The sequence below is a fragment of the Kitasatospora sp. NPDC034023 genome (assembly GCF_055575795.1).
Genome location: NZ_JBVIRY010000015.1, coordinates 173,141 through 193,808, shown reverse-complemented (window position 1 = coordinate 193,808; position 20,668 = coordinate 173,141). Strand labels below are relative to the sequence as shown.

Here is a 20,668-nt window from a genome sequence, read left to right as displayed (position 1 = left end):
GACCTTAGACAAGCCTCATCGTTGCAGCTCAGAAGGCACTTTCGCTTTTCCGATCATGCTCCGGACGCGACCCCGGATGAAACACGCAGGCTAGGTCCGCGGCCTGCAGCAGGCCGATGAGCTCGGGATGCCGATCCAGGTTCTCAAGGATTCGCGTTGTGCCGAGCATGCCCATGCGCCGACTGAACAGGAGGCTACGGGCGAACCAGTCGTACACCGGCCGGAAGTCCTGCTGCCGTGACCGGGCCGCGAGGGACATGAAGAGGACGTTGGGCTCAGTGATGTTCTCAACCAGCTCCAGCTCGCGCCGGTGCTGTGAGTCACCGATCTCCACCCCGTCGACCGAACGCTCGAAGATCTTGCGCTTCCTGCCATGAGGGAAGCTGTGTAGCCATTCGTCGACCACCCGGTTGTCGTCCACGCTGAACCCGTAGGTGTAGCGGATTCCGTCGATCAGCAGGTCGGCCACGTACCAGGACGGTTCGCTGCGCGCGGCTTCGTCGAGGCGGAACGGTTGGCGGGTCACGCCCCCGTCCGGCTCCGCGTCACGGTACGAGTCGACGACCATCCTGCTCATGTACGCCAGCGCATCGATGACGTTCGACTTGCCGGCGGCATTGGCTCCGAAGATGCCCACCACAGGCACCGCTTCCCAGTGCGTTCCCGGAGGCCTGTCCGCGTCGTAGACCGGGTTGAGCTGTAGTGATTGCTCGTCCCTGATCGAGCGGTGGTTCGCGACCCTGAAGTTCAGCAGCATCTGTGATCCCCCCTTCGCGGGTTTCCAGCCTCTTCTGTGCAAGTGAATCGCGCAAACAGGCCTTCGGCAAGCCTGGAATGGCTGCCACACGCCAGTGACCTCCCCGGAACCCGCAGACCTCACACGCGGAGCCCCCGAGGGCACAAGCAGGGGGACGCAAACGGGTGATTTCGCCACAGTTACGAGTAACCGCCGCCAGGCCGCGTGGGAAGTCGGCTGGGCCGACTTCCCGCGCGGGTGGCGGGGTGGTCAGTCGTGCGGGTTGGCCGGGGTGGGGAGGGCGAGTTCGCACCAGGTGGTCTTGCCGATGCAGCCCTCACCCCGGGGGTGGGCGCCCCAGGAGGTGGCGAGCGCCGCGACGAGTTCGAGGCCCCGGCCGGACTCGTCCTCCGGGGTGGCGTGGCGGAGGGTCGGGAGCTCGGGGTTCGCGTCGGAGACCTCGATGCGGAGCAGGGAGGAGGTGGGAAGGAGAACTCGGACGCCGATCATCCGGTCACGCGGGGACCGGGCGTGGCGGCAGGCGTTGGTGACGAGTTCACTGAGGAGGATCAGCGCGGTCTCCGCCGAGTCGACGGGCACCTCCCACTCGAAGGCCATCCGGAGGAAGCGGATCCGGGCACGGCCGGCGCTGCGGGGCAGGCGGGGGAACATCCACTCGACGGCGTCGACGGGCTGAGTGAGCATCAGAATCCTTGAGGGGGTTTACGGACGGCTTCACTCACAAGGGCTGAGTTCGGCCACTTCACCCTTCAAGGGTCGACAGACGGGCATAGCCTCAGGAGTTACACCGCTGGTACAGCGCGAGCTTGAACCGCCCTTTGACCAGGGCAGGGAGGGGTACCGGGCCGTGAGCACACCGAAGGAAAACCCGATGTCGTGGAAGTACTGCGGTGATCAGCTCAAGCGGTGGCGTGCTCAAGCGGGCGTGAGCCGGGAGCAGTTGAGCGCAGCGGCGTGCTACGACATCGAGAGCGTGCGGTCGATGGAGGCGGGGAGGCGAAAGCCGTCGCTCAAGTTGCTTCAGGCTGCGGATGAACTATGCGATGCGAAGGGCATGATCGTTGGGGCTGCTGACTTCCTGGCGCCCGAGAAGTTCTCGTCATACTCACGGGGATACACAGAGGCCGAGCGTGAAGCGATCGCGTTCCATGCTTACTCGGCCCTCCTGATCCCAGGCCTGCTCCAGACAGAGGAGTACGCCCACGAGACAATCAGCAACTCATACCCGCCGCTTGATGACGAGACTGTCGCCGCCCGCGTTTCCGGTCGGATGCAGCGACAGGAGAGGCTGCGAAAGCGCCCGACCGTGCTTCACGGCTTCGTGATCCACGAAGCCGCGCTCAGAGCAGCCGTCGGCACCAAGGACCTCATGAAGCGGCAGCTCAATCACCTCCTCGACGTCGGTGAACTCCGCAACGTATCCATTCAGGCGCTTCCGATCGACCGAGCCGCCTACGCGGCGCTCAACGGCCCCATGGTCCTGCTGGAAACCCCAGACCATGAACAACTCGCCTATGTCGAGGGGCAGGGCACAGGCATCCTGCACGGTGAGCCTGAGCGAGTGAACCTGCTGGCGCAACGCCATGGAATGATCCGCACGCAGGCCCTCAGCATTGAGGAGTCGAAGGCCTTCATCAGACGGGTGGCGGAAGAGCTATGAGCACCATGCTTCAGTGGTTCAAGTCCAGTTACAGCACCACGGACGGCGGCGAGTGCGTCGAGGTGGCCATCTCCTGGGCCAAGTCCAGCTACAGCGACCTCGACAGTGGCAACTGCGTCGAGGTCGCGTCCTGCCCCTCCGTCATCCACGTCCGGGACTCCAAGGACAAGGCCGGCCCGGCCCTCACTTTCTCCCCCGAGGCGTGGTCCGCGTTCGTCGCCTTCGCCCCCGAAGCTCAAGCCGCCGAAGCCGAGTGACCCCTTAGTTGAATGGGTGGGCAACCACCTTCCAACCACCCCTGTGCGCAGCAGATATGACTTATCGTCATCACTTCGCCACAGTCGGTTCCTCCGTGTAGCGTGCGCACTAATGAATCGACCCCCGCCGGTGCTCCAACACCGAACGGGGGTCTGACCGGCACGATCGAAACGAGCTCGATCCTGTGGCTACCCACGACTCTACCGCCATGGCCTCCCCCGGGTACGGCAAGCAGTCCGCGCCGGAGCAACTCCACCGCTGCGCGTCCGACTTCGCGCACCTTCCGGCGCGCGAGGCGTACCTCGCCTCGCTCATCGACCACCTGCCCGACGGCGCCGCCATGGACGTCAAAACGCTCGCCGCCATGAACCCGCACTACGGGCAGATGGCCTGTCGCACGGCGCTCAACAACCTCTCCGCCGCAGGTCACCTGCGCCGCGTCCGCGAGCGCGTGAACGCCGACCGCCCCCAGTGGGTGTTCCGGACGTACTTCTCCCGGACGCCGCGCAGCGACGCCTGGTGGAACCACTTCATCGCCACCGGCGAAAGCCCCCGGGAGTCAACGGAAAACGCGCCCGATCCCCCGAAGGAGCGACGCGCCTCCCCTGTCTCCCCCGCCTACGCCGCGCTCGCCGGCCTCGGCATCGCGGACGCCCGTCTCCCGCTCTCCGGCGCCGACTGCGCGGCCCTGGAACCGCTGGCCGCCGAGTGGCTGGCCCGGGGCACCACCCTGGCCCTCTTCACGGCCGCTCTCACCGCAGGCCTGCCACCGGAGGGCGTCCACAGCCCGGTGGCGTTCACCCGCCGTCGTCTGCTCGACAAGATGCCCCCGGAGCGCTCGCGCCCCGAACCGCAACCCACCCGCATCATCGAGTGCACCGACTGCCGCACCCCCTGCCGCCCGCATGCCCTCCTGGGCGGCCTCTGCCGCGCCTGCCGTGGCACCCCCAAGGCACCGCCGCCGCCCCGCCGACACCTCTCCCCCGCGGCCGTCCGCACACACGCCGCCCGCGCCCGCCAAGCGATGAGCACATCATCGCGATCATGAATATTCACAGGTGGCGGCGTTAACCTATGCAAAATCCAAAGGTGAACTAGGTTACAAACCTTGCATTCCAAGCCGTCCGGTTTGCCCACATGCTGAGATCCATGCGATAGTCAAGGCATCGAACTTCGGCGGGCCCGACCTGGCACTGCCGACGCCCATCGCGCGGGCACGCACCCCCTTGGCCGGCGCGATGACTTGCAGGGGCCCCCATCCGCCGGACCACGGCGCTCTCGGGGGCCCTGCGTGTATCCGGACCCGAGAGCGCGGCTCAGGGCCGCTCGCGCACCTTGAGCTCGAACCAGACCCCTTTGCCCCGGGGCAGCAGGTCCGCGCCCCAGCGGTCGGAGAGGTCGTCGACGATCTTCAGCCCCCGCCCGCGCTCGTTCACCGGCCTGGGCTCGGCGAGGATCATGCAGGGCAGCGCCCGGGAGGAGTCGCGGACCTCGACCCGCAGCCAGCCCGGTTTGCGGCTGACGTGCAGGCCGATGGTGCGCCCTGCGGCGTGCCGCACCGCGTTGGCCACCAGCTCGCTGGTGAGCAACTCACCGGCCTCCAGGTACGGGTGGAGGTCCCAGGACTCCAGGACGGACAGCACCAGCCGGCGGGCCACCGGGCCCGACTCCGGCCGGGACGGCAGCCGTACCTCGTTCGGCGAGGACTGATCGCACAGCCTGCCGGAATACATCTCCTCCAGCTCCTCGGAGCTGAGCCGCTCCAGCGCCGAGAGCGATCCCTGGACGTCGATCCAGGACGCCTCGGCGACCGTGCCGGCCCCGGGAACTGATGACTGATCTGTTTCGCCCCAACCCGCCATGCGGACCATCATTGCGGAACGCAAGCAGGCGCGTACGGACAATGAGCAAACGATCTCCCCCGAGTCGGCATATGCCGGATGCAAGAGGGGGCCGACCCGGACCGACTTCCGTCAAGCCCGAGTTGACCCCCCGACCGCTCCTACCAGGAGCCCCACGGCACGTTCCAGCCGCTCAGCCCGTTCGACGGGTCGAGCGTCTCCTTCTTGGTCGAGTTCTTCACGACCACGACGTCCCCGACCATCGAGCCGCTGTAGAACTTCCCCATCGAGGTGCTGTCCCCGCCGCCCTTGACGTCCTTGAGCCCGACGCAGCCGTGGCTGACGTTGTCCTCACCGAAGACGTTGCTCCAGTAGTTGCCGTGCACGTACGTCCCGCTGTCGGTGAGCCGGATCGAGTGCGGCACCTGGAGGTCGTACGGCGCACCGGTCATGCCGGGCAGGGTGCTGGACTGCATCCGCACCACGCCCTCCTTGGCCATGACGACCATCGTGCCGTTCCAGGTCGCGTGTTCGGGCGAGCCGGCGGTGATGTCGATGTCGCTGGACTGCCCGCTCTGGACGACCGTCATCTTGTGCGCGGCGGCGTCAACCGTCGAAATCTGGGATCGCCCGATCGTGAAGGGCTCGTCCCGGTCACCGCCGTACACCCCGGGGGCGATCTCGACGCTCTTGAGGCGGTAGTGCACGACCACCTTGGTGCCGGGCGCCCAGTACTGCTCGGGGCGGAAGTCCAGCCGGCGGTCGCCGAACCAGTGGCCCTTGACCACGGTGCCGTTGTCGGCCTGGAAGGTGATGCCCCTGAGGACCTCGTCCTTGTTCTTGACGTCCTTGCTGAAGTTCACCGAGACGATCATGCCGACGCCGTACGTGGCGTCGTTGTCCACGTTGTCCGAGGCCTTGGCGAGCGCCGTCGGGGTCAGCGTGGTGAAGTTGCTGTCGGCCGTGGCGACCGCGCCGTCGGCGTCCGCGGCCATCGCGCTGACCTGGTAGGCGGTGCCCACCGCCAGGGCGGCCGACGGGGTCCAGGAGGCGCCGTCGGCGGAGATGGTGCCGGGGACCTCCTGGCCCGTCCGGTCGCTCACCTTGACGGTGGTGAGCTTGCCGCCCGTCGCACCGACCTTGATCGCGTTCGGCGCCACGTCCACCGAGCCGGCCTTGGGCTCGATGTTCACCGCGGCCTTCGAGACCTTCGGCGCCGTGCCGGTGGGCGCCGCCGCGGGCTTGGATGCGGCCGCACCGGCCCCCAGGTCGGCCTTGGCCGCGCTGCCGCCCCCACTGCCGCCGCTGCCACCGCCGCAGGCGGCCGTCAGCGCCATCGCCCCGCCGACCAGGCCGGCGGTAACCACTCTGCGTATCGACCTCAACGTCGATTCCCTCTCTCTGGACTCCCCGAACTCCCCGTGAACCCGCGACGGTCCTACGACGGACCTGCGACGGACCCGACCGGATACACGCACCCGGCCATCGGAAAGGTTGCGACATGCGCGGGGCTTCCCGCCCCGGAAAGCCGAGCGGCCCGACCCCAACGGGTGAGGATCGGACCGCTCGGCGACAAACTCACCGGAGTGCCCGGACTAGCCGAGCCAACCTCCGGGTAGGGACTACCAGTTGGCCCAGTCCACGTTCCAGCCGCCGAGCCCGTTGGAGGGGTCGACGGTCTTCTCCTTGGTGTTCACGACCTTGATGACGTCACCGACCATCGAGTCGTTGAAGAACTTGCCCGCCACCGAGGTGTCGCTGCCGCCCTTGACGTCCTGCATCGACACGCAGCCGTGGCTGGCGTTGGACTTGCCGAAAGGATTCGCCCAGTAGTTGCCGTGCACGAAGGTGCCGGAGGTGGTCAGCCGCATCGCGTGCGGCACGTCCTGGATGTCGTACTCGCCGCCGAGGCCGACGGTCTGCGAGTTCATCCGGGTGACCTTCTCCTTGGACATGACCACCATGGCCCCGCCCCAGGACGGCGTGGCGTCCGCGCCGAGGGTGACCGGCACGGTGGTGCTCTGGCCGCTCCGCTCGATGGTCATCTGGTGCGACTTGGCGTCCGCGGTGGAGATCTGCGAACGGCCGATGGTGAACGGCTCGTCCTTGTCCACGTCGCCGTAGATGCCCGGGGCGACCTCGACGTTCTTCAGCCGGTACTTGACGGTCACCTTGGTGTCCGGCGCCCAGTACTGCTCCGGGCGGAAGTCGACCCGCTTGTCGCCGAACCAGTGGCCCTTCACCACGGTGCCGTTGCCGGTCTCGAAGGTGATGCCCTTGAGGACGGCGTCCTTGTTCTTGACCGCCTTGTTGAACTCCACCGAGACGATCATGCCGACGCCGTAGGTGGCACCGTCGCTGATGTTGTCGTTGGTGGAGATCTTCTTGTCCGGCGTCAGGGTCGTGAACGAGGTGGTGGACGCGGCCACCAGGCCCGCCCCGTCCTTGGCCTGCGCGTTCACCTTGTACGCCATGCCGACGGCGAGCGCCGCCGCGGGCTTCCAGCCGGTGCCGTCCGGGGCGATCGCACCCTCGACCGGCTTCCCGTCCTTGTCGGTCACCTCGACCGTGGTGAGCTTGCCGTTCGAGACGGACACCTGCAGCCCGGTCGGCTGGACGTCCTGGGCACCGTCCTTCGGCTCGACCGCGATCACCGCGGCCGAGGTCTTCGGCGTCCCCGAACCGCCCCCGTCCGCCGAGGCCGGCGCGCTGGCCGCGTTGCCCCCGCCGGATCCCCCTGAGCCGCCGGAGCCACTGCCCTTGTCGTCGTTGCAGGCCGCGGTGAGCAGCAACACCCCACCCATGGCCAACGCCATCGCGTAGCGGCTGGTGGTACGTATCGCGGCGCCGGCCGTCTTACCCGTCTTCACGGTTTCTCCCCTCCCGGTATTCACTCTCTTGACGCGTTGAGTGCCCCCATGAGTTGCACCGGGCGCCGATCTTTCGCGCCTGGCTGCGGACGCGTCGGAGCAGGATAACTGGGCTGTTCGAGTGAATTCGCAGGGGTGTCGAGCGGAACCGAGCAGAACCGGGTGAAGGTGGGTGAACCGGGCGTGACGGCGCGACGGGCGCCCGCGGCTAGCGCAGCGCGCTCCCGGCCACCCACTGCTCCCAGAGCATGTTCCAGCCGTTCAGCCCGTTCTGCGGCGGCACGAAGTCCCCGGACGGGCCCTTCACCTCCACCACGTCCCCCGCGATGGTGTGCTCGAACAGCCAGCCCGCCGGGGTGTCCTTGCTCGTGCCGCCCTTGGCGTCGGCCAGGCCGATGCAGCCGTGGCTGGTGTTGGCGGTGCCGAACACCTTGGGGTCCGCCCAGTAGTTGCCGTGGAGGAAGGTGCCGGAGGTGGTCAGCCGCATCGCGTGCGGGACGTCCTTGATGTCGTACTCGTCGCCCATGCCGACGGTCTGCGAGTTCATCCGGGTCACCTTGTACTTCTCCGACACCACCATCACCCCCCGGTAGGTGGAGTGGTCGGGGCTGCCGCCGGAGACCTTGAGCACCCGCACCACCTTGCCGCCCTGGCCGGTCCGGACGGTCAGGGTGTGCGCGTCCAGGTCCACGGTGGAGACCTGCGCCCGGCCGACGGTGAAGCGCAGGTCCCGGCTCTGGCTGCCGAACTCGCCCGGCGCGCCCTGCACGTCCTTCAGCCGCAGCGCCACCGAGACCTTGGTGCCGGCCGCCCAGTACTGCTGCGGGCGGAAGTCCAGCCGCTGGTTGCCGAACCAGTGCGCGGCCACCGCCACCGGCGGGTCCGCACTGACCTGGACGGCCTTCTCCACCGCCGCCCGGTCGGCGATCGGGCGGCTGAAGCGCAGCGAGACCGGCATGCCGACGCCGACCGTGGAACCGTCCTCCGGGGTGAAGAAGGCGACGAAGGTGTGCGCCCGGGCGACGGTCGAGAACGCCGAGTGCTGGGCGGCCTTCTGGCCCTGGTCGTCCTCGGCGACGGCGTCCAGGGTGAACGCGGTGCCCAGCGGCAGCGGGCCGTCGGGCCCCCAGCCCGCGCCGTCCGGGGTGATCGTGCCGGGCACCTCGGTGCCCTTGGCGTCGGCCAGCCGGACCGACACCAGCCGGCCCTGCGCGGCACCCACCCGGACCGCGCCCTCCGGCTGCACGTCCTGCGCGCCGTCGGCCGGCTGCACGGTGAGCACCGCCCGGGACGGCGCCTCCGCCGGGGGCGCGGTGGGCGCCCCGGAGCCGACCGCGTCCCCGTCGGGCGCGGCCGGGGAGCCGCCGCTGCCGCAGCCCGTGAGGACGGCCAGACAGCAGGCCACCACCGCCGCGCCCCGCGCCCACACCCGTCCTCGGCACCGCATCCCGGGGCCTCCCACTGTTCGCGTCCGACGCCCGGAACAACGACGGGCGCCGACCCGGGGACACGCCGAGCGGCCCGGAATCCCGCCATCCACCGGCGATCCCCTGCCCGCCATCCGCCGGTAAGCCCCCGTTCAGCGGCTTCCGATCTGCGCAATCCGGGAAAGAGGAAGTGAACGGGGTCCGGGACACCCCGCCCAGGGAGGGTACGGCCATGGCGTCAGGGCAGGAGCTGGAAGCCGGGGTAAGGCCGGACGGCGGCCCGCACACCGTCGAGCCATCAGTCGAGCCACCGCGGCCCGGCAGCTGGCAGCCGCTCGGCGCCCGCTTCCGGACCGACCAAGTCGGCGGCCGGGGCACCAACTTCGCGCTCTGGGCGGCCGGCGCCGAGGCCGTCGAGCTGTGCCTCTTCGACGAGGACGGCCGGGAGAGCCGGCACCGCCTCACCGAGCAGGACTTCCAGATCTGGCACGGCTTCCTCCCCGGCGTGCGCCCCGGCACCCGCTACGGCTTCCGCGTGCACGGCCGGTGGGACCCGTGGACCGGCGCTCGCTGGAACCCGGCCAAACTGCTGCTGGACCCGTACGCCCGCGCCGTCGACGGCTGTTACACCTCGCACGACGCCGCCTGCGCCGCCGTCCGCAACTGGCCGGAGGCCGACGTCGCCGACACCGTCCGGGACAACCGCGACTCCGCGCCCTACGTGCCCAGAGCCGTGGTCGTCCACGATGACGACGACTGGTACGACGACCACCGCCCGAAGACCCCGTGGGCCGAGACGGTCCTCTACGAACTGCACGTGCGCGGCTTCACCATGCGCCACCCCGAGATCCCGCCGCACCTGCGCGGCACCTACGCCGGCCTCGCCCACCCCGCCGCGATCGCCCACCTCACCCGCCTCGGCGTGACCGCCGTCGAGCTGCTGCCGGTCCACCAGTACGCCACCGAGGACCACCTCCAGGCGCGCGGCCTGGTCAACTACTGGGGCTACAACACGGTCGGCTACTTCGCCCCGCACGCCGGCTACTCCGCCTCCGGCTCGCGCGGCGGCCAGGTCGGCGAGTTCAAGCGGATGGTCCGCGCCCTGCACGCCGCCGGGATCGAGGTGATCCTGGACGTGGTGTTCAACCACACCGCCGAGGCCGGCGAGCTCGGCCCGATGCTCTCGCTGCGCGGCATCGACAACGCCGCCTACTACCGCCTCCCGCCGAACCGCCCGCGCGGCTACGCCGACTACACCGGCTGCGGCAACACCCTGGACACCCGCCGCCCGCAGGTGATCCGGCTGATCACCGACTCGCTGCGCTACTGGGTCGCCGAGATGGGCGTGGACGGCTTCCGCTTCGACCTCGCCGCCGCCCTCGCCCGCGGCGGCCCGCGCGGCGGCGACGACGTGGACATGGACCACCCGTTCCTCGCCGCCGTCTCCCAGGACCCGCTGCTCAGCCGGGTGAAGCTGATCGCCGAGCCGTGGGACGTCGGCCCGGGCGGCTACCAGGTCGGCGGCTTCCCCCCGCTGTGGGCCGAGTGGAACGACAAGTACCGCGACACCGTACGGGACTTCTGGCGCGGCGCCCGCCCCGACGTGCGCGAGCTCGGCTACCGCCTCTCCGGCTCCTCCGACCTCTACCAGCGCGGCGGCCGCCGCCCGTACGCCTCCGTCAACTACGTGACCGCGCACGACGGTTTCACCCTGCGCGACCTGGTCTCCTACGACCGAAAGCACAACGAGGCGAACGGCGAGGCCAACCGCGACGGCACCGACGACAACCGCTCGTGGAACCACGGCGCCGAGGGCGAGACCGCCGACCCGGCGGTCCGCGCGCTGCGGCTGCGCCAACTGCGCAACCTGACGGCCACCCTGCTGCTCTCCACCGGCGTCCCGATGCTCACCGCCGGGGACGAGCTGGGCCGCACCCAGGGCGGCAACAACAACGCCTACTGCCAGGACAACGAGGTCAGCTGGCTGGACTGGTCACTGCTGGCGGAGCCCGGCTGGCGGGAGCTGACCGAGCTGACCGCCCGGCTGATCCGGCTGCGCCGCTCCCACCCGGTGCTGCGGCAGCGGGCGTTCTTCTCGGGCCGGGCCGCCACCCCCGGCGGCCAGCCCGACCTGGCCTGGTTCACCCCGCTGGGCAAGGAGATGACCGAGGCCGACTGGTTCGCGCCGACCGCCTGCCTGGGCATGCTGCTGTCCGGCAGCGCGATGTCCGAACGGGACGACACCGGACGGCCGCTGCGGGACGACAGCTTCCTGCTGCTGCTCAACGCGGGCCACCAGGCCACGGTGTTCACCCTGCCCGGTGAGCCCTGGGCGGCGCCCGAGGCCCCGTACGAGACGGTGATCGACACGGCCGAGACTCCGGTCGGCACGGCCGGGGCGGCAGTCGGCACAGCCGGGGCGGCGGGAGGCACGGGCGAGCCGTACCCGCACGGCGCCGTCGTCCTGGGCGGGCGCTCACTGCAGCTGCTGCGCGCGCCCGCCCCCGGGGCCTAGGGGCCCGGCTCAGCCCCGGGCGTGCCCGAGCTCGACGTTCTCCAGCACGCCGATCGCGTCCGGCACCAGCACCGCCGCCGAGTAGTAGGTGCTGACCAGGTAGGAGGCGACCGCCTTCTCGTCGATGCCCATGAAGCGGACGTTCAGACCCGGCTCGACCTCGTCCGGGATGTTGATCTGGGTGAGCCCGACCACGCCCTGGTTGTCCTCGCCGACCCGCATCGCGATGAACGCGCTGGTCTGCTGGTCGGACACCGGGATCTTGTTGCACGGGAAGATCGGCACCCCGCGCCAGGTCGGCCGGTGCTTGCCGAGGACGTCGACGGTGGCCGGGTAGACACCGACCTTGTTGCACTCCCGCTCGAAGGCGGCGATCGCCCGCGGGTGGGCGAACAGGTAGTCGGTGTCCCGGCGCATGCTCAGCAGCTCGTCCAGGTCGTCCGGGGTGGGCGCCCCGGAGCGGGTCTGGATCCGCTGGTCGAAGTCGGTGTTGCCGAGCAGACCGAACTCCGGGTTGTTGACGAGCTCGTGCTCCTGCCGCTCCCGCAGGGCCTCGATGGTCAGCCGCAGCTGCTCCTCGGTCTGGTTCATCGGCTTGTTGTAGAGGTCCGCGACCCGGGTGTGCACCTTGAGGACGGTCTGCGCGACGCTCAGCTCGTACTCGCGCGGCCTCAGCTCGTAGTCCACGAACGCGCCGGGCAGCTCGTACTCGCCCTCGTGGCCGGCCGACAGGTCGATCCGCGCCTCGCCGTGCTCGTTCTGGGCCTGCGCGGCGTCGGCGGCGAAGCCCAGCAACTGCTCGCGCAGTGAGTCCGAGCGGTCTACCAGCTCCTGGAAGACCGCCCAGGGCAACGCCATCGCGACACCCGACGTCGCCGCCTTCACGGTGTACGGCCAGGTGCCGTTCGGCTCGGTGAGCGCCTCGTCGCCGATGTGGTCGCCGTCCGCGAGGGAGCCGAGCACGGTCTGCTCGCCGTACTTGCCGGTGCCGATCCGGTCCACCTTGCCGTGCGCGACGAGGAACACCTCCTCGATCGGCGCACCCTCCTGCACCAGCACGTCGCCCACCGCGAAGTCCCGCTGCACGAACCGGCGGGCCAGCTCCTCCAGGACCGCGTCGTCCTCGTAACCGTGCAGCGCCGGCACCTCGCGCAGCGAGGGGGCGACCACGCTCACCGTGGAACCGGCCTTGGCGAAGCCCACCCGGCCGCGCCCGGCGGCGAAGCTGAGGCGGCGGTTGACCCGGTAGGTACCCGCGCTGACCTGCACCCAGGGCAGCATCTTCAGCAGCCAGCGGGAGGTGATCTCCTGCATCTGCGGCTTCGACTTGGTCGTGGTCGCCAGGTTCCGCGCCGCGGTCGTGCTGAGGCTGAGCTGGGCCCGGACTTCCACGGTCGCGCGGCCTGGGCCGGGGGCCGCGGTGGGTTCGGTTTCCACCGTCATGTGCACACTCCTGTCACTCACGTATCAATGAACATCCGTCAGGAGATTCCATCGGCCGATCGGGTGGGGCTCGCAAGAGGCGCCCGGCGCATTCGTCCCTGCACGAACCGCCGCACACGCCCCGCGTCCGCCCGCGCACCACCCGTCCGAGTGGCCGGTTCTCGCCGGACAGCACCGACAGGGGCGAAAAACCGGATGAGAAGTGACGGCCTCTCCGCCTACCCTCACCGCGATGGCCGAGAACCGACATGACACCGACAACGCGCCCGCCGACGGGACCGTGACCGCGCGCCCCCGCTCCACGGTCCGCTCGCTGCTGCGCCTGTGGCCGTACGCGCGCGCCGTCCGCGGCCGGCTGGCCGTCTCGGTGACGGCCGCCACGCTCGGCATGCTGAGCACGCTCGCCGTCCCGGTGCTCCTCGGCCGGATCGTGGACGGTCCGCTCGCCACGCACGACCTGGCCGCCCTCCGGCCGCTGGTCGGCCTGCTGCTGCTCCTTGGGCTTTTCGAGGCCGGACTCTTCTACACCCGCCGGGTGGTGCTGGCCCGCCCGCTGGCCGGGCTGGAGACGGCCATGCGCGGCGACCTCTTCGCCAAGCTCCAGCGGCTGCCGGTCTCCTTCCACGACCGCTGGGGCTCCGGCCAGCTGCTCTCCCGGGCCACCGCGGACATGTACACCATGCGGCTGTTCCTGGCCTTCCCGTTGGTCTTCCTGATCGTCAACTCGGTGATGTTCCTGGCCGGCGCGGTGGTGATGTTCACCCAGGACTGGCGGCTCGCGCTGATCGCCCTGGTGCCCGTCGTCCCGCTGTTCCTGCTCACCGGGCGCTTCGAGTCCGGCTACTCCGGCGCCTCCCGCCTCGCCCAGGACCAGAACGGCGACCTCGCCACCGTGGTCGAGGAGTCCGTCCTCGGCATCCGGATCCTCAAGGCCTTCGGCCGTCACCGCTCGATGGCCGAGCGCTTCCGCGCCCAGTCCCAGGAGCTGCGCCGCACCGAGCTGCACAAGGCCCACCTGCTCGCCAACCTCTGGTCCGTCATCATCGGCCTGCCCGAGATCGCCCTCGGCTGCGCCCTCGCCGCCGGCGCCTACCTGGTCGCCCACGACGAGCTGAGCGCGGGCGCCCTGGTCGCCTTCCTCTCCACCGCGCTCGCACTGCGCTGGCCGGTGGAGTCGCTCGGCTGGCTGCTCGCCTACGCCAACGAGGCCGCCACCGCCACCGACCGCTTCTTCGAGGTGCTGGACGAGCCGGACACCCCGGACCCGGGCACCGCCACCGGGCTCGGCGCCCGGGACGGCATCCGCTTCACCGGCGTCCGCTTCCGCTACCCCGACGCCCCGGCCGGCAGCCCCGACCTGCTGACCGGCATCGACCTGCACATCCGCAGCGGCGAGACGATGGCCCTGGTCGGCGCCACCGGCAGCGGCAAGACCACGCTCACCGCGCTGCTCCCCCGGCTGTACGAGGCCACCGCCGGCACCATCACGCTGGACGGCCGGGACCTGCGCGACCTGCCCCGGGAGCGGCTGCGCGAACTCGTCGCGGTCGCCTTCGAGGAGCCCACCCTGTTCTCCGCCACCGTCCGGGAGAACGTCCTGATGGGCGCCCCGGGCGCGAGCGGGGAGCAGCTGCGCTCCGCGCTCGCCACCGCCCAGGCCGGCTTCGTGGACAAGCTCCCCGAGGGCGCGGACACCGAGGTCGGCGAGCAGGGCCTGAGCCTGTCCGGCGGACAGCGCCAGCGCCTCGCGCTGGCCCGCGCAGTGGTCGGCGACCCGGCCTTCCTGGTGCTGGACGACCCGCTCTCCGCCCTGGACGTGCACACCGAGGCCCTGGTCGAGCGGGCACTGCGCGAGGTCCTCGGCACCACCACCGCCCTGGTGGTCGCCCACCGCCCCAGCACCGTGCTGCTCGCGGACCGGGTCGCGGTGCTGGCGGACGGCCGGATCGAGGCCGTCGGCACCCACCAGGAGCTGCTGCGCGACTGCGCGCACTACCGCGAACTGATGTCGGGCGAGGCCGCCCTCGTGCCCGAAGGAAGTGCAGCCCCGTGACCACGACCGCCGATCCCACGAAGGCCGACCCCGCGAAGGGCGAGCCCGCGACGGCCGATCCCACGAAGGCCGCCCGGTCCGCCGAGGAGGAACTGCCCCCGCCCCCGGCCGACGAGGAGGACATCCCCGTCCCGCCCGGCGCGCCCCGGGCGCTGCTGCGCTCGCTGCTCGGCCCGCACCGGGCCCGGATCACCGTCGCGATGGTGGTGATCCTGGTCCAGCAGGCCGCCCTGCAGTCCGGCCCGCTGCTGGTCGCGGTGGCCATGGACCGCGCCATCCCGGCGCTGCGCGAGCACGACTCCGGCCCGCTCGTCGCGGTCATCGCCGCGTACCTGTTCTGCGCGCTGCTCAGCCCGGTGCTGCAGTGGGCGTTCATCAAGATCAGCGCCCGGGTCAACCAGGACATCCTGCTGGAGCTGCGCGGCCGGATCTTCCGGCACGCCCAGCGGCTGAGCCTGGACTTCCACGAGCGCTACACCTCGGGCCGGATCATCTCCCGGGCGACCAGCGACATCGACGCGCTGCGCGAGCTGCTCTCCGAGGGTCTGCAGGAGCTGCTGACGGTCTTCCTGTCGGTCTGCTACATCTCGGTGCTCCTGCTGGTGCTGGACTGGCGGCTCGGCCTGGTCTCGCTGGTGTCGGCCGTGCCGCTGGCCCTGATCGCCCGTTCCTTCCGCAGCCGCTCGCGCCGGGTCTACCGCCGCTCCCGCACCTCGGCCGCCTCGCTGATCGTCCGCTTCACCGAGACGATGAACGGCATCCGCCCGGTGCAGGCCTTCCGCCGCGAGAAGGCCAACGACGCCGCGTTCGCGCTGGTCAACCGGCAGTCCGCCACCGCGACCGCGGACGGCCTGCTGGAGATCGCCCGCTATGTCGGCCTCTCCCGGGCCACCGCCAACCTGTGGGTCACCGGCGTGGTGCTGTTCGGCGCCTACCTGGTCGTGGACGACACGCTGGAGGTGGGCGCGCTCACCGCCTTCGTGCTCTACCTGCGCCGCCTCTACGACCCGATCGACCAGCTGGCGATGTTCCTGAACAGCTACCAGTCGGCCGCCGCCGCGCTGGAGAAGATCGCCGGCCTGCTCGCCCACGAGCCGACCGTCGCCGAACCGGCCGAGCCGAAGGAGCTGCCGCAGGCCGCGAGCGGGCGAATCACGGTCAAGGGCCGGGAGGTGTCCTTCGAGCGGACCCGCTTCGCCTACCCCACCGGCAGGGAGGTGCTGGCGCCCTTCGACCTGCTGATCCCGGCCGGGCAGACGGTCGCGGTGGTCGGCGCGACGGGCGCGGGCAAGTCGACGCTCGCCAAGCTGCTGGCCCGCTTCTACGACCCGAGCGACGGCCGGATCCGGCTGGACGGCGTGGACCTGCGCGAGCTGGCCACCCCCGAGCTGCGGCGCGGGGTGGTGATGGTGACCCAGGAGTCCTTCCTGTTCTCCGGCACCGTCGCCGAGAACATCGCGATCGGCCGCCCCGGCGCCACCCGCGAGGAGGTCGAACAGGCCGCCCGTGACATCGGCGCGTACGGGTTCATCGCCGAGCTGCCGGACGGCTTCGACACCGACGTGCGCAAGCGCGGCGGCCGGATCTCGGCCGGCCAGCGCCAACTGGTGGCCTTCGCCCGCGCCCTGCTGGCCGACCCGGCGGTGCTGATCCTGGACGAGGCGACCAGTTCCCTGGACGTTCCGGGCGAGCAGGCCGTCCAGCGGGCGATGCGCACGGTGCTGGCCGGCCGGACGGCGGTGATCATCGCGCACCGCCTCTCCACCGTGGAGATCGCCGACCGCGTCCTGGTGATGGACCAGGGCCGGATCGTGGAGGACGGCTCCCCGCAGGAGCTGATCGACGGCGCCGGCCGCTTCGCCACCCTCCACCGGGCCTGGCGGGACAGCCTGGTCTGAGGGGACCCGGCCGGTCCGAGGGGACCCGGTCCCCGACCCGTGAATGTGCCCGTCCGGGTGCGCCGTTACGCACCCGGCCGGGCCGCCCCCCGGTGGAACCGTCAGTCCACGGTCACCGCGTAGGCGGTGTGCCAGTCGGGCGAGGGGCAGTCCTCCTGCGCGGCCACCACGTCCAGCGTTCCGCCGGGCAGCACCTGCCCGGCGACGGCCGCCGGGTCGATCACCACGGCCGGGTCGATGAAGGTCGCGTCGAGGCCGGCCGGGATCCCGTAGGAGCTGCCGGTGCCGAAGTAGGTCAGGGTGACCGGCGGGTCGGCCGACTGCACCACGCCCGGCGACGGGAAGTGCACGACCACCTGGGTCGTGTCGCTGGTGGCCGCCGGGCCCCGGTTGGTGACCTGCACCTCCAGGATCCCGGTCTCGCCCGGGACCACCGGGCCCTGCGGCGGGCAGAGTTCGACGGACAGCCGCGCGGTCGCCGGGGGCGCCGCGAGCGGGCCGGTGGCGGCCTGGGCCGGCCACGCCACGAGGACGACGGAGAGCGCGGCGAGGGCGGCCGCGCGGACGGTTCGCATCAGGAGCATCACGCTCCCCCCGCCCGACACGCGGGGCAACCGGATGACTGCCGTCCGTGGCGGACGGGCGGCAGTCATCCGGCGCGCCGTCAGCGCAGCAGCCCCGCGTCCATCCCGGCCGACTCGGCCGGCAGGGCGACCAGCCCGAGCTCGGCCGGGGAGGCCAGCCGCGGGTGCGCGGGCAGCACGCGGACCGTGTAGCCGAACGGGCCGGTCCGGCACAGCTCCAGCGCGCCCTCGTAGCGGGTGCGGCCGTCGAGGTCGGGCCCGCCGACCGGTTTGAGGGCGAGCAGGCAGGCGTCCGAGATGCCGTCCGACTCGTCCACCCGGCCGGAGACCACCTGGACCTCGACGTCATCCGGATCCAGCGTGCCGAGCGCGACCTGCACCCGCAGCGCCAGCGAGCTGCCCAGCTCCTGGGCCTCGGCCGGGCAGTCCGCCTCGACGTGCTCGACCCGGACGGCCGACCAGGCCTCCCGGACCTTCGCCTTCCACCCCGCCAGCTCCCGCGCGGTGATTCGCCCGCTCACCTCCGGGCGCTCGCCCGCCGCGCGCCCGCCCGCCGCCAGCTCCCGCTGGGCCAGCGCCGCCGGGGCGTACAGCCGTTCGACGTACTCGCGGACCATCCGCCCGGCGAGCACCTTGGGCCCGAGGGTGACCAGGGTGTGCCGGACCATGGCGATCCAGTGGTGCGGCAGCCCGTCCGCGTCCCGGTCGTAGAACCGGGCGGCGACCTGGTCCTCGATCAGGTCGTAGAGGGCGGCCGCCTCGATGTCGTCGCGCCGCTCGGCCTCGCCGCTGTCCGGGTCGGGCACCCCGCCGCTCTCGTCGGCGGTGGGGATCGCCCAGCCGTTGCGGCCGTCGTACCACTCGTCCCACCAGCCGTCCAGGACGGACAGGTTGAGGCAGCCGTTGAGCGCGGCCTTCATCCCGGAGGTGCCGCAGGCCTCCAGCGGGCGCAGCGGGTTGTTGAGCCAGACGTCGCAGCCCGGGTAGAGGTGCCGGGCCATCGCCATGTCGTAGTCCGGCAGGAAGACGATCCGGTGCCGGACGGCCGGGTCGTCGGCGAAGGCGACCATCTGCTGGATCAGCCGCTTGCCGCCGTCGTCGGCCGGGTGAGCCTTGCCGGCCACCACGATCTGCACCGGCCGGGTGGGGTGCAGCAGCATGGCGCGCAGCCGCTCCGGGTCGCGCAGCATCAGGGTGAGCCGCTTGTACGAGGGCACCCGGCGGGCGAAGCCGATGGTGAGCACGTCGGGGTCGAGCACCGAGGAGACCCAGCCGAGCTCGGCCTCGCCGGCCCCGCGCTGGTGCCAGGAGGCGCGCAGCCGACGGCGGGCCTCGTCCACCAGCTGGGCGCGCAGGGTGCGGCGCAGGTCCCAGATCTCGGTGTTGCCGATCGCCTCCAGGCCGGTCCAGCGGGTGGCCTCGCCGGTGGTCATCGCCTCCTCGGCGCGCTCGGCGCCGATCCCGGCGGCGCCGAGCCGGACCACCGCCGGGTCGATCCAGGTGGCGGCGTGCACGCCGTTGGTGACCGAGGTGATCGGCACCTCGGAGGGGTCGAAACCGGGCCAGAGGCCGTTGAACATCGAGCGGCTGACCTCGCCGTGCAGGGTGGAGACCCCGTTGGCGCGCTGGGCGAGCCGCAGGCCCATGGCGGCCATGTTGAACAGTTTCGGGTCCCCGCCGCGCCAGGTCTCGGCGCCGAGCGCGAGCACCTGGTCGACCGGGACGCCGGGCAGCGCGGTGTCGCCGCCGAAGTGGCGGGCGACCAGCTCGCGGTCGAAGCGGTCGATGCCGGCCGGGACGGGCGTGTGGGTGGTGAAGAGGGTGCCGGCCCGGACGGACTCCAGGGCGGCGGCGAAGTCGAGGCCGGCCGCATCCTCGGCGACCAGCTCGCGGATCCGTTCGACGCCGAGGAAGCCGGCGTGGCCCTCGTTGGTGTGGAAGACCTCGGGGGCGGGGTGCCCGGTGAGCCGGCAGTAGGCGCGCACCGCCCGTACGCCGCCGATGCCGAGCAGCATCTCCTGGAGCAGCCGGTGCTCGCTGCCGCCGCCGTACAGCCGGTCGGTGACGTCGCGCTCAGCGGGCGAGTTGGCCTCGATGTCGGAGTCGAGCAGCAGCAGTGGCACCCGCCCGACCTGGGCCTTCCAGATCCGGGCGGCCAGGGTGCGGCCGCCGGGCAGGACGAGGTCGACCCGGCTGGGGGTGCCGTCGGGTTCCCGGAGCGGGCTGACGGCGAGCTCGTCCGGGTCCAGCAGCGGGTAGCGCTCCTGCTGCCAGCCGTCCCGGCCGAGGGACTGCCGGAAGTAGCCGTGCCGGTAGAACAGCCCGACGCCGATGATCGGGACGCCGAGGTCGCTGGCGGCCTTGAGGTGGTCGCCGGCCAGGATGCCGAGCCCGCCGGAGTACTGGGGCAGCGCGGCGGCGATGCCGTACTCGGGCGAGAAGTAGGCGATCGCGGCGGGCAGTGGGGCGGCCCCGGTCTCCTGCTGCCGGGCCTGGTACCAGCGCGGGCCGGTCAGGTAGTCGCGCAGGTCGTCGGCGAGGTCGCCGAGTCTGCGCAGGAACCGCCGGTCGGCGGCGAGCGCGGCGAGCCGGGCGGCCGGGACCTCCCCGAGCAGGCGCACCGGGTCCTCGCCGGTCGCGGCCCAGACCTCCGGGTCCACGGACCGGAAGAGGTCCCTGGTCTCGGGGTGCCAGGACCAGCGCAGGTTGAGGGCCAGCTCGTGCAACGGCTGGAGTTGTTCGGGCAGGACGGTGCGGACGGTGAATCTGCGGATTGCCTTCACGGCGTGAAGCGTAGCCGCGGCGGTCGGCCCGACAGTGCGTCAAGTGGGCTATTGGGCATCCGTTCGGCCTATTGATGAGATCGCATTCGGCGCATTGGTCTGCACGGGGGGCGCGCGAGGCGCACTTTTCCGGGGGCCGCGCTACCAATACGTGAACTCTGCGGTACGAATCCATTTCCGATGGCGCATCCGCTCGGGAGAAGGTCCGAAACTCCTGTCGTACCGGTGCAAAAACCTTGTCGCCGATGCGAGGATGACCGAAGGTCGTTGATGCTGTGGGGAGTACGGCGACGGGTGGCGTCCCCCTCGAAGCAGCACGTCCGAATCCTTTTTCGCGTTGGCTGTTCCCGTCCGCTTTAGCCCATTCGGCGATCACCGCTCGTCGACGCGTGTCCTTGTGCCCGGCCTGCTCGTTCACGGGTGGACCGGGCCGCCCGGGGGCGTGCCCCCGGAGGCGCGCGCCGGGACGCGCACGGGCTCCGGGGCGTCCCGCCACCGACTCGGCGGGCGCCGGGCAGGTTGCCGGGGACAGCGGCGCGGGCAGGCTCCGGTCGCACGTCCTCCCCACCCAGCAGTCCT

15 protein-coding genes are annotated in these 20,668 nt (G+C 71.3%); 6 read left to right on the top strand and 9 right to left on the bottom strand.

All coding sequences use genetic code 11. The features are described 5' to 3' along the window. Window positions 1-28 precede the first annotated feature (28 nt). A complete protein-coding gene (locus tag ACZ52R_RS21230) occupies window positions 29-757 on the bottom strand; it encodes an AAA family ATPase (protein ID WP_465753875.1) in 729 nt (242 codons plus the stop codon). A gap of 249 nt (window positions 758-1,006) precedes the next feature. Next, on the bottom strand, window positions 1,007-1,441 hold the full coding sequence (locus tag ACZ52R_RS21225; RefSeq protein ID WP_465661111.1) for an ATP-binding protein: 435 nt from the start codon (window positions 1,439-1,441) through the stop codon (window positions 1,007-1,009). A gap of 163 nt (window positions 1,442-1,604) precedes the next feature. Between ACZ52R_RS21225 and ACZ52R_RS21220 the strand changes: the two genes are divergently transcribed. From ACZ52R_RS21220 to ACZ52R_RS21210, 3 genes are all read left to right on the top strand, one after another. Continuing rightward, entirely contained in the window at window positions 1,605-2,417 is an 813-nt protein-coding gene (locus tag ACZ52R_RS21220) for a helix-turn-helix domain-containing protein (protein ID WP_465661112.1), read from the top strand. After that, entirely contained in the window at window positions 2,414-2,674 is a 261-nt protein-coding gene (locus ACZ52R_RS21215; RefSeq protein WP_465661113.1) for a DUF397 domain-containing protein, read from the top strand. Before ACZ52R_RS21220 ends, ACZ52R_RS21215 begins: the two co-directional genes overlap by 4 nt. Window positions 2,675-2,883: 209 nt before the next feature. Continuing rightward, window positions 2,884-3,723 (top strand): hypothetical protein, encoded by an 840-nt coding sequence (locus ACZ52R_RS21210; RefSeq protein ID WP_465661115.1) that lies wholly within the window; start codon window positions 2,884-2,886, stop codon window positions 3,721-3,723. A 268-nt stretch (window positions 3,724-3,991) separates the two neighbouring features. On the opposite strand, the gene ACZ52R_RS21205 is transcribed toward ACZ52R_RS21210, so the two are convergent. The 4 genes from ACZ52R_RS21205 to ACZ52R_RS21190 form a co-directional block, all read right to left on the bottom strand. Continuing rightward, complete coding sequence (locus ACZ52R_RS21205; protein ID WP_465617698.1) at window positions 3,992-4,537, bottom strand: ATP-binding protein; 546 nt, start codon at window positions 4,535-4,537, stop codon at window positions 3,992-3,994. A gap of 140 nt (window positions 4,538-4,677) precedes the next feature. Beyond that, entirely contained in the window at window positions 4,678-5,883 is a 1,206-nt protein-coding gene (locus tag ACZ52R_RS21200; protein WP_465661116.1) for a L,D-transpeptidase, read from the bottom strand. Window positions 5,884-6,138: 255 nt separating this feature from the next. Then, complete coding sequence (locus tag ACZ52R_RS21195) at window positions 6,139-7,386, bottom strand: L,D-transpeptidase (RefSeq protein ID WP_465617694.1); 1,248 nt, start codon at window positions 7,384-7,386, stop codon at window positions 6,139-6,141. 208 nt (window positions 7,387-7,594) lie between these two features. Next, a complete protein-coding gene (locus ACZ52R_RS21190; protein ID WP_465617692.1) occupies window positions 7,595-8,833 on the bottom strand; it encodes a L,D-transpeptidase in 1,239 nt (412 codons plus the stop codon). Window positions 8,834-9,045: 212 nt separating this feature from the next. On the opposite strand from ACZ52R_RS21190, the gene glgX reads away from it, so the two are divergent. Continuing rightward, window positions 9,046-11,328 (top strand): glycogen debranching protein GlgX, encoded by a 2,283-nt coding sequence (gene glgX / locus ACZ52R_RS21185; RefSeq protein ID WP_465753874.1) that lies wholly within the window; start codon window positions 9,046-9,048, stop codon window positions 11,326-11,328. Window positions 11,329-11,337: 9 nt separating this feature from the next. Here the strand turns inward: glgX and ACZ52R_RS21180 are convergent, their stop codons facing one another. Then, window positions 11,338-12,771, bottom strand: coding sequence for a family 2B encapsulin nanocompartment shell protein (locus ACZ52R_RS21180; protein ID WP_465753873.1), 1,434 nt, complete (start codon window positions 12,769-12,771; stop codon window positions 11,338-11,340). Between the two features lie 232 nt (window positions 12,772-13,003). Between ACZ52R_RS21180 and ACZ52R_RS21175 the strand changes: the two genes are divergently transcribed. Both ACZ52R_RS21175 and ACZ52R_RS21170 read left to right on the top strand, forming a co-directional pair. Further along, window positions 13,004-14,824 carry an ABC transporter ATP-binding protein gene (locus ACZ52R_RS21175; RefSeq protein ID WP_465753872.1) on the top strand — a complete coding sequence of 607 codons (1,821 nt, stop codon included), beginning with the start codon at window positions 13,004-13,006 and terminating at the stop codon, window positions 14,822-14,824. Then, the gene (locus tag ACZ52R_RS21170; RefSeq protein ID WP_465617684.1) at window positions 14,821-16,722 is read left to right on the top strand and encodes an ABC transporter ATP-binding protein; all 1,902 of its coding nucleotides are present in this window, start codon (window positions 14,821-14,823) and stop codon (window positions 16,720-16,722) included. Before ACZ52R_RS21175 ends, ACZ52R_RS21170 begins: the two co-directional genes overlap by 4 nt. Window positions 16,723-16,823: 101 nt before the next feature. Here the strand turns inward: ACZ52R_RS21170 and ACZ52R_RS21165 are convergent, their stop codons facing one another. Continuing rightward, window positions 16,824-17,306 (bottom strand): hypothetical protein, encoded by a 483-nt coding sequence (locus ACZ52R_RS21165; RefSeq protein WP_465617682.1) that lies wholly within the window; start codon window positions 17,304-17,306, stop codon window positions 16,824-16,826. Between the two features lie 80 nt (window positions 17,307-17,386). Beyond that, a complete protein-coding gene (gene glgP / locus ACZ52R_RS21160) occupies window positions 17,387-20,089 on the bottom strand; it encodes an alpha-glucan family phosphorylase (protein ID WP_465617680.1) in 2,703 nt (900 codons plus the stop codon). Window positions 20,090-20,668: the final 579 nt, after the last annotated feature.

Coding starts and splice junctions, on each gene's coding strand:
- glgX (WP_465753874.1), top strand. CDS start 9,046: ATGGCGTCAGGGCAGGAGCTGGAAGCCGGGGTAAGGCCGGACGGCGGC.
- ACZ52R_RS21205 (WP_465617698.1), bottom strand. CDS start 4,537: ATGGCGGGTTGGGGCGAAACAGATCAGTCATCAGTTCCCGGGGCCGGC.
- ACZ52R_RS21180 (WP_465753873.1), bottom strand. CDS start 12,771: ATGACGGTGGAAACCGAACCCACCGCGGCCCCCGGCCCAGGCCGCGCG.
- ACZ52R_RS21215 (WP_465661113.1), top strand. CDS start 2,414: ATGAGCACCATGCTTCAGTGGTTCAAGTCCAGTTACAGCACCACGGAC.
- ACZ52R_RS21230 (WP_465753875.1), bottom strand. CDS start 757: ATGCTGCTGAACTTCAGGGTCGCGAACCACCGCTCGATCAGGGACGAG.
- ACZ52R_RS21225 (WP_465661111.1), bottom strand. CDS start 1,441: ATGCTCACTCAGCCCGTCGACGCCGTCGAGTGGATGTTCCCCCGCCTG.
- ACZ52R_RS21165 (WP_465617682.1), bottom strand. CDS start 17,306: ATGCTCCTGATGCGAACCGTCCGCGCGGCCGCCCTCGCCGCGCTCTCC.
- ACZ52R_RS21190 (WP_465617692.1), bottom strand. CDS start 8,833: ATGCGGTGCCGAGGACGGGTGTGGGCGCGGGGCGCGGCGGTGGTGGCC.
- ACZ52R_RS21175 (WP_465753872.1), top strand. CDS start 13,004: ATGGCCGAGAACCGACATGACACCGACAACGCGCCCGCCGACGGGACC.
- ACZ52R_RS21210 (WP_465661115.1), top strand. CDS start 2,884: ATGGCCTCCCCCGGGTACGGCAAGCAGTCCGCGCCGGAGCAACTCCAC.